The sequence below is a fragment of the Streptomyces sp. A0592 genome (assembly GCF_004795115.1).
Lineage (GTDB): Bacteria > Actinomycetota > Actinomycetes > Streptomycetales > Streptomycetaceae > Streptomyces > Streptomyces erythrochromogenes.
Map to the genome: position 1 here is coordinate 158,292 of NZ_SSBM01000007.1, position 14,502 is coordinate 172,793.

Consider the following 14,502-nt stretch of genomic DNA (forward strand, 5'->3'; position numbering starts at 1 on the left):
CGCCGCCCCCGCCGGCCGAGGAAGGCCGTCGCACCCACGGTGCGGCGGCCTTCCCCCGTCCCCGGCGCCGTACGGCAGGATGAGCCCCATGACCCAGGTGCACGAGGACCGCCCCGTACTGCCCACGCAGCAGGACGAGGTCGCCGCAGCCGGCAGTGAGCTCATCGGCGGCCCGCTCGGCCGCTACGCCCGCCTCGGCGGCCACTGGCTGGGACCGGTGCGCGTCGTGGCCCTCATCGCCATCGGCATGTTCGCGCTCGGCATGGTGCAGAAGCTGCCCTGCTACGAGTGGGCCTGGTTCCGCGGGGCGTCCTCGCAGTACACCCACGCCTGCTACTCCGACATCCCGCACCTGTACGCGGTCCGCGGATTCGCCGACAACCTGACGCCCTACTTCGACCGGATCCCCGGTGACATGGAGTACCTGGAGTACCCGGTGCTCACCGGGCTCTTCATGGAGATCGCCTCCTGGCTGACCCCCGGCAGCGGCTCCATGCAGCACCGCGAGCAGATGTACTGGATGGTCAACGCGGGCATGCTGATGGCCTGCGCGGCGGTCATCGCCGTGTGCGTCGCCCGCACCCACCGCCGCCGGCCCTGGGACGCCCTGCTCTTCGCGCTCGCGCCCGCCTTCGCCCTGACGGCGACGATCAACTGGGACCTGCTGGCCATCGCCCTGACCGCGGCCGCAATGCTGGTGTGGTCCCGTGGACGGACGGTCCTCTTCGGCGTCCTCATCGGCCTGGCCACCGCGGCCAAGCTGTACCCCGTCCTGCTGCTCGGGGTCCTGTTCGTGCTCTGCTGGCGGGCCGGGAAGTGGCGCGAGTTCGGCCTGGCCGCCTGCGGCGCGGCCGGAGCCTGGCTGGTGGTGAACGCTCCCGTCATGTTCTTCGCCTGGGACGGCTGGAAGAAGTTCTACACCTTCAGCCAGGAGCGGCCCATCGACTTCGGCTCCGTCTGGCTGCTGATCTCCCAGCGCTCCGGCAACCCCCTGCACGACGCCAACACGTACGCGACCGGGCTGACGCTCCTGCTGTGCGGGGCCATCGGACTGCTCACCCTGACCGCACCCCGCCGCCCCCGCTTCGCCCAGCTGGCCTTCCTGGTCGTCGCCGCCTTCATCCTCTGCAACAAGGTCTATTCACCGCAGTACGTGCTGTGGCTCATCCCGCTCGCCGCGCTGGCCCGGCCGCGCTGGCGGGACTTCCTGATCTGGCAGGCCGGCGAGGTCGCCTACTTCCTCGGGATCTGGTTCTACCTCGCCTACATCAACAGCGGGGACAAGCACCAGGGCCTGCCCGTGGAGGGGTACCAGCTGGCGATCGCCGCCCACCTCCTGGCCACGCTCTACCTGTGCGCCGTCATCGTCCGCGACATCCTCCTCCCGGAGCACGACGTCGTACGCAGGGACGGCTCGGACGACCCCTCCGGAGGCGTCCTGGACAGGGCCGAGGACGTGTTCGTGCTGTCGGACGCAGCGAGGGCGCCGCGGTACGCGACGCCCTCGGAGGGACAGCGGGTCGACTGGGGCACCGGCCCCAAGGCCTGACCGGGACGGCTCAGGAGTCGAGCATCCGGTCGAACTGCGTGGTGGTGTGGCGCAGATGCGCCACCAGCTCGTCGCCGACCTTCGGCTCGGTCGCGTCGGCGGGCACGAACAGGATCGACACCTGCATGTGCGGCGGCTCGGCGAACCAGCGCTGCTTGCCCGCCCACACGAAGGGCGAAAGGTTCCGGTTGACCGTGGCCAGGCCCGCCCGGGCGACTCCCTTGGCGCGCGGCATCACACCGTGCAGCGCCTTCGGGGCCTCCAGGCCCACACCGTGCGAGGTACCGCCGGCGACCACGACCAGCCAGCCGTCGGAGGCGGCCTTCTGCTGGCGGTAGCCGAACCGGTCGCCCTTGGCCACGCGCGTGACGTCGAGCACCGAGCCGCGGTACTCGGTCGCCTCGTGGTCGCCCAGCCACAGCCGGGTGCCGATGCGGGCCCGGAAGCGGGTCTGCGGGAACTGCTGCTGGAGCCGGGCCAGCTCCGCGGCCCGCAGGTGGCTGACGAACATGGTGTGCAGCGGCAGCCGGGCCGCCCGCAGCCGGTCCATCCAGCCGATGACCTCCTCCACGGCGTCCGAGCCGTCCGGGCGGTCCAGCGGCAGGTGCAGGGCGAAGCCCTCCAGCCGCACGTCCTCGATCGCGCCGTGCAGCTGGCCCAGGTCCTGCTCGGAGATCCCGTGGCGGCGCATCGAGCTCATGCACTCGATGACCACGCGGGCGCCGACCAGGCTGCGGACCCCTTCCAGCGAGGACACCGAGCGGATGACCCGGTCCGGCAGCGGCACCGGCTCCTCGCCCCGGCGGAACGGCGTGAGGACGAGCAGGTCGCCGCCGAACCAGTCCTTGATGCTGGCGGCCTCGTACGTGGTGCCGACCGCGAGTACGTCGGCGCCCATCCGGGTCGCCTCCTCGCACAGCCGCTCGTGGCCGAAGCCGTAGCCGTTGCCCTTGCAGACCGGGATCATCCCGGGGAACTGGTCCTGGACCTGCTTCTGGTGCGCACGCCAGCGCGCGGTGTCGACGTAGAGCGTGAGCGCCATGCCCGTCCGGAACCTCTCCTATGCAGCTGCGCGGTGCAGCGGGACTGTGTGGGGGAAAGCGGGTGGATCTGGGTGGGTCAGCGACGCGACATGTAGATGTCGAGCGCCTTGTGCAGCACCTTGTTCAGCGGGAAGTCCCACTCGCCGACGTACTCCACGGCTTCGCCGCCGGTACCGACCTTGAACTGGATCAAACCGAACAGGTGGTCGTTCTCGTCCAGCGTGTCAGAGATTCCGCGCAGGTCGTAGACGCTCGCACCGAGTGCGTACGCGTCGCGCAGCATGCGCCACTGCATCGCGTTCGAGGGCCGGACCTCACGCTTGTGGTTGGCGGAGGCGCCGTACGAGTACCAGACGTGCTGGCCGACGGTGAGCATCGTGGCGGCGGCCAGCGGCTCCCCCTCGTGGGTGGCGATGTACAGGCGCATCCGGTTGGGGTCCTCGGAGTTGAGGGCCGTCCACTGGCGCTGGAAGTAGCTGAGGGGGCGCGGGCGGAACTTGTCGCGCTCGGCCGTGATCTCGTAGAGGTGCTGCCAGGTCGGCAGGTCGTCGTAGCCGCCCTGGACGACCTCGACGCCGGCCTTCTCCGCCTTCTTGATGTTGCGGCGCCACAGCTGGTTGAAGCCCTTGAGGACGTCGTCCAGCGAGCGGTTGGCCAGCGGTACCTGGAAGACGTAGCGCGGCTGGACGTCGCCGAAGCCGGCGCCGCCGTCCTCGGCCTGCTGCCAGCCCATGCGGCGCAGCTTGTCGGACACCTCGAAGGCGCGCGGCTCGATGACCGAGGCCTCCACGTCGCGCAGGCGCTTCACGTTCGGGTCCTGGATGCCGGCCTTGATGGCGGCCGAGTTCCAGCGGCGGATGACGACGGGCGGGCCCATCTTCACCGTGAAGGCGCCCTGCTGCTTGAGGTGGGCCAGCATCGGCTGGAGCCACTCCTCCAGGTTCGGGGCGTACCAGTTGATGACCGGCCCCTCGGGGAGGTACGCGAGGTAGCGCTTGACCTTGGGCAGCTGGCGGTACAGCACGAGTGCCGCTCCGACGAGTTCCTCGGACTCGTTGAACCAACCGAGGTTCTCGGAACGCCACTCGTTCTTCACGTCGGCCCACGCCGGGACCTGGCAGTGGCTCGCCGAGGGCAGGCTCTGGAGGTAACCCAGATGCTGCTCTCGGCTGATGGTCCTCAGGGACAGGCTCATGCGGGGCGTCTCCTCGGCGGCTTCGCTGGCTATGGCGCGAAGCCTACTGCGACAGGGGCGCCACCCTTCTGGGGGACGGGCCGTGGGCCCGGGCCGGTGTGCCGCCGGCGCCCTGCCGCGGAGGTGCCCCGGGCGGCCCGGTCAGCCCCCGAAGAGGCCGCCGTGGAACATGCCGAGGTAGAAGCCGATGGCAGACGCGCCAAGGCCGATGATCAGCGCGAAGCGCTCGCGTGTCGTGACGGAGACGAACTGTCCGTACGCGCCCGTCAGGATTCCGATCAGCCCGGCCCACGAGCTGATCAGGTGCAGGTTGTGGAAGAAGGCCGTGACGAACGCCACGGCGCCGAGGGTCAGGGTGACCGCCATCAGGGTGTCCTGCAGCGGGTGGGGCTTTCCGTCGGTGGAGAGCAGGGAGATCTGAGGGGGCCGCATTGCCTGTGCCATCGGAAGGCACCTCCTGGCTGAAGCTGGCGGTGCTGCGGGCTGCCTCCGGCAGGGGGCCGAGGGCATAGCACCGAGCACACCCGATGGATACAGATTGTGGCCCTCTCCGGTCGGATTTCAACCGGAAGGACGCGAGCAGGTAGTCTGTACAGCTGCGCGGTGTCTGCTCTGCGGACGCCGTGCTCACGCATCACGACCCTCCTGCCACGGAACGACCGTGGCCGCTGAGTCCAAAGGAGGTGGGTTCCACATGCGTCACTACGAAGTGATGGTCATCCTCGACCCCGATCTCGAGGAGCGCGCTGTCTCCCCGCTGATCGAGAACTTCCTCTCCGTCGTCCGTGAGGGCAACGGAAAGGTCGAGAAGGTCGACACCTGGGGCCGTCGTCGTCTCGCTTACGAGATCAAGAAGAAGCCCGAGGGCATCTACTCGGTCATCGACCTCCAGGCCGAGCCTGCGGTCGTCAAGGAGCTTGACCGACAGATGAACCTGAACGAGTCGGTTCTCCGGACCAAGGTCCTTCGCCCCGAGACCCACTGAACTTCGGTTCAGCGGTAATCGGGATCGAGTAGCACAGCAGCCCAGCAGCAATCCCCGCCGAGAGGTTCATCCATGGCAGGCGAGACCGTCATCACGGTCGTCGGCAATCTCGTCGACGACCCCGAGCTGCGCTTCACCCCCTCGGGTGCGGCGGTCGCGAAGTTCCGTGTCGCGTCCACTCCCCGCATCTTCGACAAGCAGACCAATGAGTGGAAGGACGGCGAAGGCCTGTTCCTCACCTGCTCGGTCTGGCGTCAGGCGGCCGAGAACGTCGCTGAGTCCCTTCAGCGGGGCATGCGCGTCATCGTGCAGGGCCGGCTGAAGCAGCGGTCGTACGAGGACCGTGAGGGTGTCAAGCGCACGGTCTACGAGCTGGACGTCGAGGAAGTCGGCCCCAGCCTGAAGACCGCCACGGCCAAGGTCGCCAAGACCACCGGTCGCGGTGGCCAGGGCGGATACGGCGGCGGCGGTCAGCAGCAGCAGGGCGGCGGCGGTGGCTGGGGCGGAGCCCCCAGCGGCGGCCAGCAGGGCGGCGGAGCTCCCTCCGACGACCCGTGGGCGTCCAGCGCGCCGGCCGGTGGCCAGCAGCAGGGCGGCGGCGGGGGCGGTTGGGGCGGAAGCTCCGGCGGCTCCGGCGGTGGCTACTCGGACGAGCCGCCCTTCTAGGGCAGCTCCATCCAAACTTCTTGATCACACAGGAGAGACACAATGGCGAAGCCGCCTGTGCGCAAGCCTAAGAAGAAGGTCTGCGCGTTCTGCAAGGACAAGACCGCTTACGTGGACTACAAGGACACGAACATGCTGCGGAAGTTCATTTCCGACCGCGGCAAGATCCGTGCCCGCCGCGTCACCGGCAACTGCACGCAGCACCAGCGTGACGTCGCCACGGCCGTCAAGAACAGCCGTGAGATGGCGCTGCTGCCCTACACGTCCACCGCGCGATAAGGAAAGGGTGACCGACTAATGAAGATCATCCTGACCCACGAGGTTTCTGGCCTCGGTGCCGCCGGCGATGTCGTCGACGTCAAGGACGGTTACGCTCGCAACTACCTGGTCCCGCGTGGTTTCGCGATCCGCTGGACCAAGGGTGGCGAGAAGGACGTGGCGCAGATCCGCCGCGCCCGCAAGATCCACGAGATCGCGACCATCGAGCAGGCCAACGAGGTCAAGGCCAAGCTCGAGGGTGTCAAGGTCCGTCTGGCCACCCGCGCGGGTGACGCCGGTCGTCTCTTCGGCTCCGTGACCCCGGCCGACATCGCCACGGCGATCGAGGCTTCCGGTGGCCCGAAGGTCGACAAGCGCCGCGTGGAGCTGGGCTCCCCGATCAAGACCCTCGGTTCGTACCAGGTCTCTGTGCGTCTGCACTCTGACGTGGCCGCGAACGTGGGCATCGAGGTCGTCGCCGCCTAAGGGCTGCACGCGAAGGGCCGCACCCCGTTGGGGTGCGGCCCTTCGCCGTTTCATGAGCTTCTCCGGCGGGGCCGCGGCTCGGCAGGCTGTGTTTCACGTGAAACATGGCGACGGCGACGGCTGCCGCGCGATGTTTCACGTGAAACAGCTACCTGGTGGCGCCCGCGATCGCCCACCGGCCGGAGCGGGCGCGCAGCTGAAGGGTGACCATCCGGACCAGCATCATCAGGGTCATGGCCCACCAGAGCGTGGTCAGGCCGCCACCCAGAGCCGGGACGAGCAGGGCGACCGGGGTGAACACGGCGAGCGTCACGAGCATCGCCCTGGCCAGGTAGCGGCCGTCGCCCGCACCCATCAGGACTCCGTCCAACACGAAGACGATGCCGGAGACGGGCTGGGAGAGGGCCACGACCAGCAGAGCGGGCAGTAGTGCGTTCTCCACGGCCGGGTCGCTGGTGAACAGCGGAATGAACACGGGGCGGGCGAGGACCACCAGGAGGCCGAGCACGATGCCCGTGACGATGCCCCACTGCACCATCCGGCGGCATACGGCCTTCGCGCCGTCCGTGTCGCCCGAGCCCAGGTAGCGGCCGATGATCGCCTGACCGGCGATCGCGATGGCGTCCAGGGCGAAGGCGAGCAGGCTCCACAGGGAGAGCAGGATCTGGTGGGCAGCGATGTCGGCGTCACCGAGTCGGGCGGCCACGGCGGTCGCGATCATCAGGATGGCGCGCAGGGACAGGGTGCGGACCAGCAGCGGGGCCCCGGCCTGGGCGCAGGCGCGGATGCCGGCGGCGTCGGGACGCAGCGAGGCACCGTGCCGTCGGGCCCCGCGGACGACCACGAAGAGGTAGGCGGCCGCCATGGCGCACTGGGCGAGGACGGTGCCCCAGGCGGATCCGGCGATGCCGAGGCCCGCGCCGTAGACGAGGGCGACGTTCAGGAGCGCGTTGAGGGCGAAGCCGCCGATGGCGACGTAGAGCGGCGTGCGGGTGTCCTGGAGGCCGCGGATGACCCCCGTGGCGGCCAGGACCACGAGCATCGCCGGGATGCCGAAGGCGGAGATACGCAGATAGGTGATCGCGTGCGGGGCGACGCTGTCCGAGGCCCCGAAGAGGGAGATCAGCGAGGGTGCGGCGGGCAGTACGACGGCGATGACGGCGACGCCGAGCAGGAGTGCCAGCCAGATGCCGTCCATGCCCTGCCGGATGGCTGCCGGCAGGTCTCCGGCGCCGACCCTGCGGGAGACGGCCGCAGTGGTTGCGTAGGCGAGGAAGACGAAGACGCTCACGGCCGTGGTCAGCAGTGCGGCGGCGATGCCGAGGCCGGCCAGCTGGGGGGTGCCGAGGTGTCCCACGATGGCGCTGTCGGCCATAACGAAGAGGGGCTCGGCCACGAGGGCGCCGAAGGCGGGGACCGCGAGCGCGAAGATCTCACGGTCGTGCCGCCGCGGCCCCGCCGCGGGCGCTGAGAGGGCCTGTGTCATGCGCTCAATCTAATCTTCCACAGGTAACGGATGCAACCCTCTATCGATCCTTACCTGTGCGCTGACCCGGGCGTTCCTCCCACCTCGTTGGAGGCGTTCTCGAAACCCGGGCCAAGAATTTTCTCCCCGACTGCCGGTGGAAGATGAAATCCCAGGTCAGATGGGGTAACGGGGGGTCCCGGGTGATTTTGTCCACAGCGTCGTCCCCCGGTCCGTGCACAGCTTCGAGGGAGTTACCCACAGCATTGGCGCCGTCGTCCACATCTCATCCACAGAGCCTGTGGATAACAAGATTGGCTGACGCCGCTCGCGGCCCTACCGTGGTGCGTTGCCCGACTCGCCGACAGCCGATTCGGGTGCCCCAAATGTCAGAGCCGTGTCGTAGAAAGAGTCGCACGGCGAGGTCCGCGTTGCGGACGGGAGGAGGCGGCCCGGTGAGCATGCCCGAGCCCATGGACGACCCCTGGGCCGACAGCGGTCCAAGTGACCGTCTGCCCGCTCGTCCGCGCCGCAACAGCGAAGGCCGGGGCCGCGGCGACGAGCAGCACGACCGGGGTCGCGAGGGCGGCTCCTGGGACGGTGGCGGCGGCGGCTTCGAGCGCGTCCCTCCGCAGGACCTCGACGCCGAGCAGTCGGTCCTCGGCGGCATGCTCCTCTCCAAGGACGCCATCGCCGACGTCGTCGAGGTCATCAAGGGCCACGACTTCTACCGGCCCTCGCACGAGACGATCTACCAGGTCATTCTCGACCTGTACGCCAAGGGCGAGCCGGCCGACCCGATCACCGTCGGCGCCGAGCTGACGCGGCGCGGCGAGATCAGCAAGGTCGGCGGGGCCTCGTACCTGCACACGCTGGTCCAGTCCGTGCCGACTGCGGCGAACGCCGAGTACTACGCGGAGATCGTCCATGAGCGCGCCGTCCTGCGCCGCCTCGTCGCCGCCGGTACGAAGATCACGCAGATGGGGTACGCGGCCGACGGCGATGTCGACGAGATCGTCAACAGCGCCCAGGCCGAGATCTACGCCGTCACCGAGCAGCGGACCTCCGAGGACTACCTGCCGCTGGGCGACATCATGGAGGGCGCCCTCGACGAGATCGAGGCCATCGGTTCGCGCAGCGGGCAGATGTCGGGCGTACCCACCGGCTTCACCGACCTGGACTCCCTGACCAACGGCCTGCACCCGGGCCAGATGATCGTCATCGCGGCCCGCCCGGCCATGGGCAAGTCCACGCTCGCGCTGGACTTCGCCCGGGCCTGCTCCATCAAGAGCAACCTGCCCAGTGTGATCTTCTCCCTCGAAATGGGGCGCAACGAGATCGCCATGCGCCTCCTGTCGGCGGAGGCCAGGGTGGCCCTGCACCACATGCGTTCGGGCACGATGACGGACGACGACTGGACCCGGCTGGCCCGCCGGATGCCGGACGTATCCGCCGCTCCCCTCTACATCGACGATTCCCCCAACCTGTCGATGATGGAGATCCGGGCCAAGTGCCGCCGGCTCAAGCAGCGCAACGATCTCTCGCTCGTCGTCATCGACTACCTCCAGCTCATGCAGTCGGGTGGCTCACGCCGTCCCGAGAGCCGTCAGCAGGAGGTCTCGGACATGTCCCGAAACCTGAAGCTCCTGGCGAAGGAGCTGGAGGTCCCGGTGATCGCGCTCTCCCAGCTGAACCGTGGCCCGGAGCAGCGAACCGACAAGAAGCCGATGGTCTCCGACCTGCGTGAGTCGGGCTCCATCGAGCAGGACGCGGACATGGTGATCCTGCTCCACCGCGAGGACGCCTACGAGAAGGAGTCCCCTCGCGCAGGTGAGGCCGACCTGATCGTGGCCAAGCACCGTAACGGCCCCACCGCAACGATCACCGTGGCCTTCCAGGGCCACTATTCGCGCTTCGTGGACATGGCCAACACATAGCATTCGATCATGGATGAGCTTGCCGAGGACCGTGAACTGCTCCCCGCCACCCGGCGTGCGCTGAGGCACCGGATCGCCGTCGCCCAGAGCACGGGACGGGCGCCGTCGGTCGTGGCGGCCGTACTGCGCGGCGGGGAGGTGGTCTGGGAGGGCTCCCGGACCTCCGTCGAGGGGCACGGCCCGGACGGGAACGTGCAGTACCGGATCGGGTCAATCAGCAAGACCTTCACCGCCGTCCTCGTCATGCGCCTGCGGGACGAAGGGCTGCTCAGGCTCGAGGACGCGCTGGAGGAGCACCTCCCCGGAACCGCCGCCGGCCGGGTGACCATCGCCCAACTGCTCGCCCACACCGGCGGGCTGGCCGCGGAGACCCCCGGCGAGTGGTGGGAGCGCACCCCCGGCGCGCAGCGGCCCGAGCTCGCCGACGTGCTGGGCGAGGAGCCCTTCAGGTTCACCCCGGGCAGCAGGCACCACTACTCCAACCCCGGTTACACACTGCTGGGTTCGCTGGTGGAGGCGCTGCGCGGCAAGCCCTGGGAAGAGGTCCTGCGCGCCGAGGTACTGGAGCCCCTCGGCCTGGACCGTACGAGCGGAGAGCCGCAGGCCCCGCACGCGGGCGGCTGGGCGGTGCACCCGTGGGCCGACGTGATGATGCCGGAGCCGCTCGAGGACCTGGGGTTGATGGCCGCGGCCGGTCAGCTGTGGTCCACGACCCGGGACCTCGCCCGGTTCGCCGACTTCCTGCTGCGGGGCGACGAGCGGGTGCTCAGCGCGGAGTCCGTACGGGAGATGCGTCGGCCGTCAGCGCCTCCGGAGCCCGGTGTCGCCGATCTCGGCTACGGGCTGGGGATGCAGCTGATGGCCCAGGGTGCCCGCCGGCTGGTGGGTCACAGCGGCTCGCTGCCCGGGTTCGTCGCGGGGCTGTGGCTGAGCGAGGCCGACGACGTCGCGGCGGTCGTACTGGCCAACTGCACGTCGGGGCTGCCGGCTGCGTCCGTGGCCGCCGACCTCGTCGGGATCGTGGCGGATGCCGAGCCCCCCTTCCCGCGGCCCTGGCGGCCGTTCCGGGAGGCGGACCAGGTTCCTCTGGAGTTGTGCGGCCCCTGGTACTGGGGGACTTCGGCCCAAGTGATGCGGCTGCTCGCGGACGGCTCGCTGGAGCTGGGGCCGGTCGGCGCGACGGGGCGTACGGCCCGGTTCCGGTCCGAGCCCGACGGCAGCTGGACGGGGCTGTCCGGGTACTACGCAGGCGAGACGCTGAAGGCGGTGCGCCGCGAGGACGGCTCGGTGAGCCACCTCGATCTGGCGTCCTTCGTGTTCACGAGGGAGCCCTACGACGCAGGCGCCCCGGTGCCCGGCGGGGTCGACCCGCAGGGCTGGCGCGGCATCGGCTGACGGCCCGGGGACCGTCTCAGGCGACGAGTTCACGCTCCATCGGAGTGCGGAAGCGCGGGGTGACGCGGGCGTCGCCCACCCACGCGGCGAGGCGGGAGGCCTCGGCGGTGATCGCCTCCTCGGCGGCGCGGCCGGGGTCGCCCAGCAGCCGCCAGACGATCTCGCCGTCCGGGCGCTGGGCCCAGCCGCCGACGATCTCGCCGTTCCACCACACGGTGGGGCCGATGTTGCCCGCGTAGTCGAACAGGGCGGGTCTGTGGGCGGCATCGAGATGGAACCCCCGGTCGGCCCAGCCCATGCCGGTGGGATCGAGCGCGGGCAGCAGCGCCGCCCATGGCTCGGGAGCCGGCTCGGGCGCGGTGTCCCCCGGGCTGACGAGGGCGGTGCTGCCGTCGTCCAGGCGCACCTGGTCGGGGCCGACGGCCGCGAGCGCCGTACGGACGTCCGTCAGGGTCCAGCCGGTCCACCACTTCAGATCGGCCTCGGTGGCCGGTCCGTACGCGTCCAGCCAGCGACGGGCGATCTCCGCACGGGCCTCTGCGGCCGGTGCGGCGGGCCAGGGCGCGGTGTGGACCCAGCGGAACTGGCTGGAGGTCCACGATCCGCGCGGCCGGTCCCGGCGGATCCGGCCGTCGGCGGCCAGCAGGCGGATGACCCGGGTGGCGACGCCCTGCTCCGTCTCGTACTTCTTGCCCCGGCTGATGGTGATCTTCTGGCGTAGGGCGGGCACCGCGGTGGACAGCTGACTGCCGGTGAGGGGGCCGCGGGTGTCGAGGGTGTCCAGCGCGGCGGCCTCCGCCCGGGCCAGCCAGGCGGCGTCGAGCCCCTGCCCGTCCTCGTCGAGGTGCTTGAGCAAGGTACGGCGTTCCTTGGCGGCGATGGCACGGGCGGTCGACGCGTCGACGTACGGGGCCAGTTCCGTCGACACTGCGAAGAGGGTGTTGCGCATGCTGAGCAGCCGCACGAGGCGGACGTCCTCGTAGAGTGCCTGCTCGACCACGCCGGCGCCGCCCTCGGTCAGCCGGGCCCGCGCGGAGAGGAAGACGGTCGCGGCGTCGGTGGCGTGCAGGGCGACGACGGAGTCCGCCGCCTCCGTGACCGTCGAGGCACGGGCCGAAGGAGCCAGGCGGTGGCGTTGGCCGAGCCGGTTCCGGCGCTCGGTGGCGCTGATGAGGGGGAGACTGGCGCTCATCTTCCCGATCGTAGGCCGGGCCGCCGACACAGCGACCCGGCCCGGCCCACGCAGCGGCCGGTCAGAGCTGGAGCTTGAACCCGACGTGCGACGCGGTGAACCCGAGCCGCTCGTAGAAGCGATGGGCATCGGTCCGGGTCACGTCCGACGTGAGCTGCACGAGCGTGCAGTTCTCGGCACGGGACTTCTCGATCGCCCACTCGATGAACCGGGTGCCCAGCCCGCTGCCGCGCTCGTCCGCGTGGACGCGGACGCCCTCGATGATGGCGCGGGTTGCTCCCTTGCGGGAGAGGCCGGGGACGATCGTCAGCTGGAGGGTGCCCACGACACGGCCGGCCCGGACTGCGACGACCACATGCTGGTTCGGGTCGCCGGAGAGCCGTGCCAGGGCTGTGCGGTACGGGGCGAGGTCCTCCGGGGACTCGCGGGTGGCACCGAGCGGGTCATCCGCCAGCATCGCGACGATGGCAGGCAGATCGGCTTTGGTGGCGGGCCGGATCGCCGGCTCGGAGGTGTTGGTCACGAGGCAGTCCCTTCTCAGCCCGCGGCCACGGTCAGCGGCGCCCACCGGCGGGTCCAGTCACCGGGCAGGTCGGGGATGTCCCGGGCCATGACGGCGTTGAAGGCGACGGATTCCAAGCCGCGTTCCTTGAGCCACGCGAGCAGTTCCTCGTGCCGTACGTCGACATCGGTGCGCAGCGCACGGTCCGTGCCCCTGGCGAGGGCGGTGACCAAGGACTTGGCGGTGTCGGTGTCACGGGCGATCAGCGGGCCGACGACATGGGTGTGCATGTTGGGCCATGCAGCGGCGTAGCCCGTGAGCGTGCCGTCGCCGCTGCTGTCCTCGGAGACGAGCAGCTGATCGGCGAAGGCGGGCAGCCGCGTGATCATGTGCATGCGGTCGGCCCCGAAGACCTCGGCGTCCAAGCGCAGGATCCGGGGAAGGTCTTCTGCGACCGCCCGCCGGACCGGAGTCGTGCCGTGGGTGTCGGAGGCGCTCTCCTCCCGGAAGGTGCCCACCAGCATCTCGGCGCGGCCCGTGGTCTTGAACCCGAGCTGCTCGTAGAGCGGGCGCCCGTAGGGCGTGGCGTGGAGGGTGAGTGGGACGCCCTTGAGCGCGTCGTTGCAGACATGGGTCATCAGGGCGCGCCCCAGACCCTGACGGGCGTAGCGGTCGGCCACGAGAACCATGCCGATGGCGGCGAGTCCGGGTCCGGCGGGGCTGCTGCCGTACCGGGTGACGACGCAGGCGGCGGCGAGGCCCCGGCCGTCCGGGGCATCGACGCCGTAGCCGTTCCCTGCCGTGAGCAGCAGTCTCCACTTGTGCTCCTCGCGGAGCCAGCCACGATCTTCGGAAAGGTCGGCGCAGCGGTGGAGATCGTCCACGGTCAGCGCCCGGATCGGCAGATCGGTGATGTGTGGTGGTGTCACCGGCCCAGACTGGATCATGGGCCGGGAGCCGTCCAGAGGATTTGAGGCTCATGTTTCACGTGAAACACGAGCACACCTGGGGTCGCACCGGATGATGTTTCACGTGAAACGCGGTGTTTCACGTGAAACGAACCCACTAGCCTCGATGGCTATGACGCGCCTGCACCTCTTCGACCTCGACGGAACGCTGATGTACGGCTCGGCGGCTCCGGTGGAGATCTCCCGCCAGCTCGGAGTCAGCGCCGAGATCGCCAAACTGGAGCGGTCCTTCTCCGCGCGCGAGATCGGGCCGCACCAGTTCTCGGTGGCCGTGCACGCGCTGTGGGCCGAGCTGACGCCGGCGCATGTCAGGGCGGCGTTCGACGGGGCTCCGTGGCTCGCGGGCATCCGGGACGTCTGGCAGGAGATCCGGCAGCGCGGAGAGTACTGCGCGGTGGTCTCCCTGTCTCCGTCCTTCTTCGTGGAACTGCTGCTGGAGTGGGGCGCTCATGCCGCCCACGGGTCCGTCTTCCCGGAAGTGCCGTTCACCCGGCCCGTCGAGGAGGCCGGGATCCTGACCCCCGAGGCCAAGGTCATGGTGGCCGACCGGCTGTGCGAGCAGTTCGGCGTGACGCGGGGCGACTGCGTGGCGTACGGGGACTCGGGGACCGACATCCACCTCTTCGAGGCGGTGTCCGTTTCGGTGGCGGTCAACGCGCGACCGCACCTGGCCGAGCGCGCGACCCACGTCTACGAGGGACGGGATCTGCGGGAGGTATACCAGCTCGTGGCGGTGGCACGCCCGGGAGTTGACGCATCTTAGGAGGAAAGTGGGTTCGAAACGCGGATTTTCCGCGTTTCCCCGCAGGCCTCTGGGGCGGGTGGCACGCTGTGAAACCGGGAACCACGGATTCATGACCG

General features: G+C 69.9%; 15 protein-coding genes. 8 read left to right on the forward strand and 7 right to left on the reverse strand.

All coding sequences use genetic code 11. The features are described from left to right. The first annotated feature begins 88 nt into the window (after positions 1–88). Entirely contained in the window at positions 89–1,549 is a 1,461-nt protein-coding gene (locus tag E6U81_RS13350; protein ID WP_136230299.1) for a glycosyltransferase 87 family protein, read from the forward strand. A 10-nt stretch (positions 1,550–1,559) separates the two neighbouring features. Here E6U81_RS13350 and E6U81_RS13355 read toward each other — a convergent pair whose 3' ends face one another. The 3 genes from E6U81_RS13355 to E6U81_RS13365 form a co-directional block, all read right to left on the reverse strand. Beyond that, on the reverse strand, positions 1,560–2,591 hold the full coding sequence (locus tag E6U81_RS13355; RefSeq protein WP_031156057.1) for an alanine racemase: 1,032 nt from the start codon (positions 2,589–2,591) through the stop codon (positions 1,560–1,562). Between the two features lie 77 nt (positions 2,592–2,668). Continuing rightward, the gene (locus tag E6U81_RS13360; protein ID WP_030025757.1) at positions 2,669–3,787 is read right to left on the reverse strand and encodes a peptidoglycan bridge formation glycyltransferase FemA/FemB family protein; all 1,119 of its coding nucleotides are present in this window, start codon (positions 3,785–3,787) and stop codon (positions 2,669–2,671) included. 141 nt (positions 3,788–3,928) lie between these two features. Then, positions 3,929–4,231 carry a hypothetical protein gene (locus tag E6U81_RS13365; protein ID WP_030008388.1) on the reverse strand — a complete coding sequence of 101 codons (303 nt, stop codon included), beginning with the start codon at positions 4,229–4,231 and terminating at the stop codon, positions 3,929–3,931. Positions 4,232–4,481: 250 nt separating this feature from the next. Between E6U81_RS13365 and rpsF the strand changes: the two genes are divergently transcribed. From rpsF to rplI, 4 genes are all read left to right on the forward strand, one after another. Continuing rightward, a complete protein-coding gene (rpsF, locus tag E6U81_RS13370) occupies positions 4,482–4,772 on the forward strand; it encodes a 30S ribosomal protein S6 (protein WP_004950685.1) in 291 nt (96 codons plus the stop codon). A 72-nt stretch (positions 4,773–4,844) separates the two neighbouring features. After that, positions 4,845–5,438, forward strand: coding sequence for a single-stranded DNA-binding protein (locus tag E6U81_RS13375; protein ID WP_136230300.1), 594 nt, complete (start codon positions 4,845–4,847; stop codon positions 5,436–5,438). Positions 5,439–5,480: 42 nt separating this feature from the next. Beyond that, positions 5,481–5,717, forward strand: a complete 237-nt coding sequence (gene rpsR, locus E6U81_RS13380) for a 30S ribosomal protein S18 (RefSeq protein WP_005315025.1) — start codon at positions 5,481–5,483, stop codon at positions 5,715–5,717. An 18-nt stretch (positions 5,718–5,735) separates the two neighbouring features. After that, positions 5,736–6,182: a 50S ribosomal protein L9 gene (rplI, locus tag E6U81_RS13385; protein WP_030956813.1), complete on the forward strand. Its 447-nt coding sequence runs from the start codon at positions 5,736–5,738 to the stop codon at positions 6,180–6,182. Between the two features lie 148 nt (positions 6,183–6,330). Here rplI and E6U81_RS13390 read toward each other — a convergent pair whose 3' ends face one another. Next, positions 6,331–7,668 (reverse strand): MATE family efflux transporter, encoded by a 1,338-nt coding sequence (locus E6U81_RS13390; RefSeq protein ID WP_136230301.1) that lies wholly within the window; start codon positions 7,666–7,668, stop codon positions 6,331–6,333. A 452-nt stretch (positions 7,669–8,120) separates the two neighbouring features. On the opposite strand from E6U81_RS13390, the gene dnaB reads away from it, so the two are divergent. Both dnaB and E6U81_RS13405 read left to right on the forward strand, forming a co-directional pair. Then, on the forward strand, positions 8,121–9,584 hold the full coding sequence (dnaB, locus tag E6U81_RS13400) for a replicative DNA helicase (RefSeq protein WP_136230406.1): 1,464 nt from the start codon (positions 8,121–8,123) through the stop codon (positions 9,582–9,584). Between the two features lie 9 nt (positions 9,585–9,593). After that, positions 9,594–10,979, forward strand: coding sequence for a serine hydrolase domain-containing protein (locus E6U81_RS13405; RefSeq protein WP_136230302.1), 1,386 nt, complete (start codon positions 9,594–9,596; stop codon positions 10,977–10,979). Between the two features lie 16 nt (positions 10,980–10,995). On the opposite strand, the gene E6U81_RS13410 is transcribed toward E6U81_RS13405, so the two are convergent. The 3 genes from E6U81_RS13410 to E6U81_RS13420 all read right to left on the reverse strand — a co-directional run bounded on the left by E6U81_RS13410 (position 10,996) and on the right by E6U81_RS13420 (position 13,602). After that, a complete protein-coding gene (locus tag E6U81_RS13410; RefSeq protein WP_136230303.1) occupies positions 10,996–12,171 on the reverse strand; it encodes a winged helix DNA-binding domain-containing protein in 1,176 nt (391 codons plus the stop codon). Positions 12,172–12,232: 61 nt separating this feature from the next. Beyond that, on the reverse strand, positions 12,233–12,694 hold the full coding sequence (locus tag E6U81_RS13415; RefSeq protein WP_136230304.1) for a GNAT family N-acetyltransferase: 462 nt from the start codon (positions 12,692–12,694) through the stop codon (positions 12,233–12,235). 14 nt (positions 12,695–12,708) lie between these two features. Beyond that, a complete protein-coding gene (locus E6U81_RS13420) occupies positions 12,709–13,602 on the reverse strand; it encodes a GNAT family N-acetyltransferase (protein WP_136230305.1) in 894 nt (297 codons plus the stop codon). 151 nt (positions 13,603–13,753) lie between these two features. Here E6U81_RS13420 and E6U81_RS13425 point away from each other — a divergent pair, with 151 nt between their 5' ends. Further along, complete coding sequence (locus E6U81_RS13425; protein WP_136230306.1) at positions 13,754–14,404, forward strand: HAD-IB family phosphatase; 651 nt, start codon at positions 13,754–13,756, stop codon at positions 14,402–14,404. Positions 14,405–14,502: the final 98 nt, after the last annotated feature.

Coding starts and splice junctions, on each gene's coding strand:
- E6U81_RS13350 (WP_136230299.1), top strand. CDS start 89: ATGACCCAGGTGCACGAGGACCGCCCCGTACTGCCCACGCAGCAGGAC.
- E6U81_RS13355 (WP_031156057.1), bottom strand. CDS start 2,591: ATGGCGCTCACGCTCTACGTCGACACCGCGCGCTGGCGTGCGCACCAG.
- E6U81_RS13360 (WP_030025757.1), bottom strand. CDS start 3,787: ATGAGCCTGTCCCTGAGGACCATCAGCCGAGAGCAGCATCTGGGTTAC.
- E6U81_RS13365 (WP_030008388.1), bottom strand. CDS start 4,231: ATGGCACAGGCAATGCGGCCCCCTCAGATCTCCCTGCTCTCCACCGAC.
- rpsF (WP_004950685.1), top strand. CDS start 4,482: ATGCGTCACTACGAAGTGATGGTCATCCTCGACCCCGATCTCGAGGAG.
- E6U81_RS13375 (WP_136230300.1), top strand. CDS start 4,845: ATGGCAGGCGAGACCGTCATCACGGTCGTCGGCAATCTCGTCGACGAC.
- rpsR (WP_005315025.1), top strand. CDS start 5,481: ATGGCGAAGCCGCCTGTGCGCAAGCCTAAGAAGAAGGTCTGCGCGTTC.
- rplI (WP_030956813.1), top strand. CDS start 5,736: ATGAAGATCATCCTGACCCACGAGGTTTCTGGCCTCGGTGCCGCCGGC.
- E6U81_RS13390 (WP_136230301.1), bottom strand. CDS start 7,668: ATGACACAGGCCCTCTCAGCGCCCGCGGCGGGGCCGCGGCGGCACGAC.
- dnaB (WP_136230406.1), top strand. CDS start 8,121: ATGGACGACCCCTGGGCCGACAGCGGTCCAAGTGACCGTCTGCCCGCT.
- E6U81_RS13405 (WP_136230302.1), top strand. CDS start 9,594: ATGGATGAGCTTGCCGAGGACCGTGAACTGCTCCCCGCCACCCGGCGT.
- E6U81_RS13410 (WP_136230303.1), bottom strand. CDS start 12,171: ATGAGCGCCAGTCTCCCCCTCATCAGCGCCACCGAGCGCCGGAACCGG.
- E6U81_RS13425 (WP_136230306.1), top strand. CDS start 13,754: ATGACGCGCCTGCACCTCTTCGACCTCGACGGAACGCTGATGTACGGC.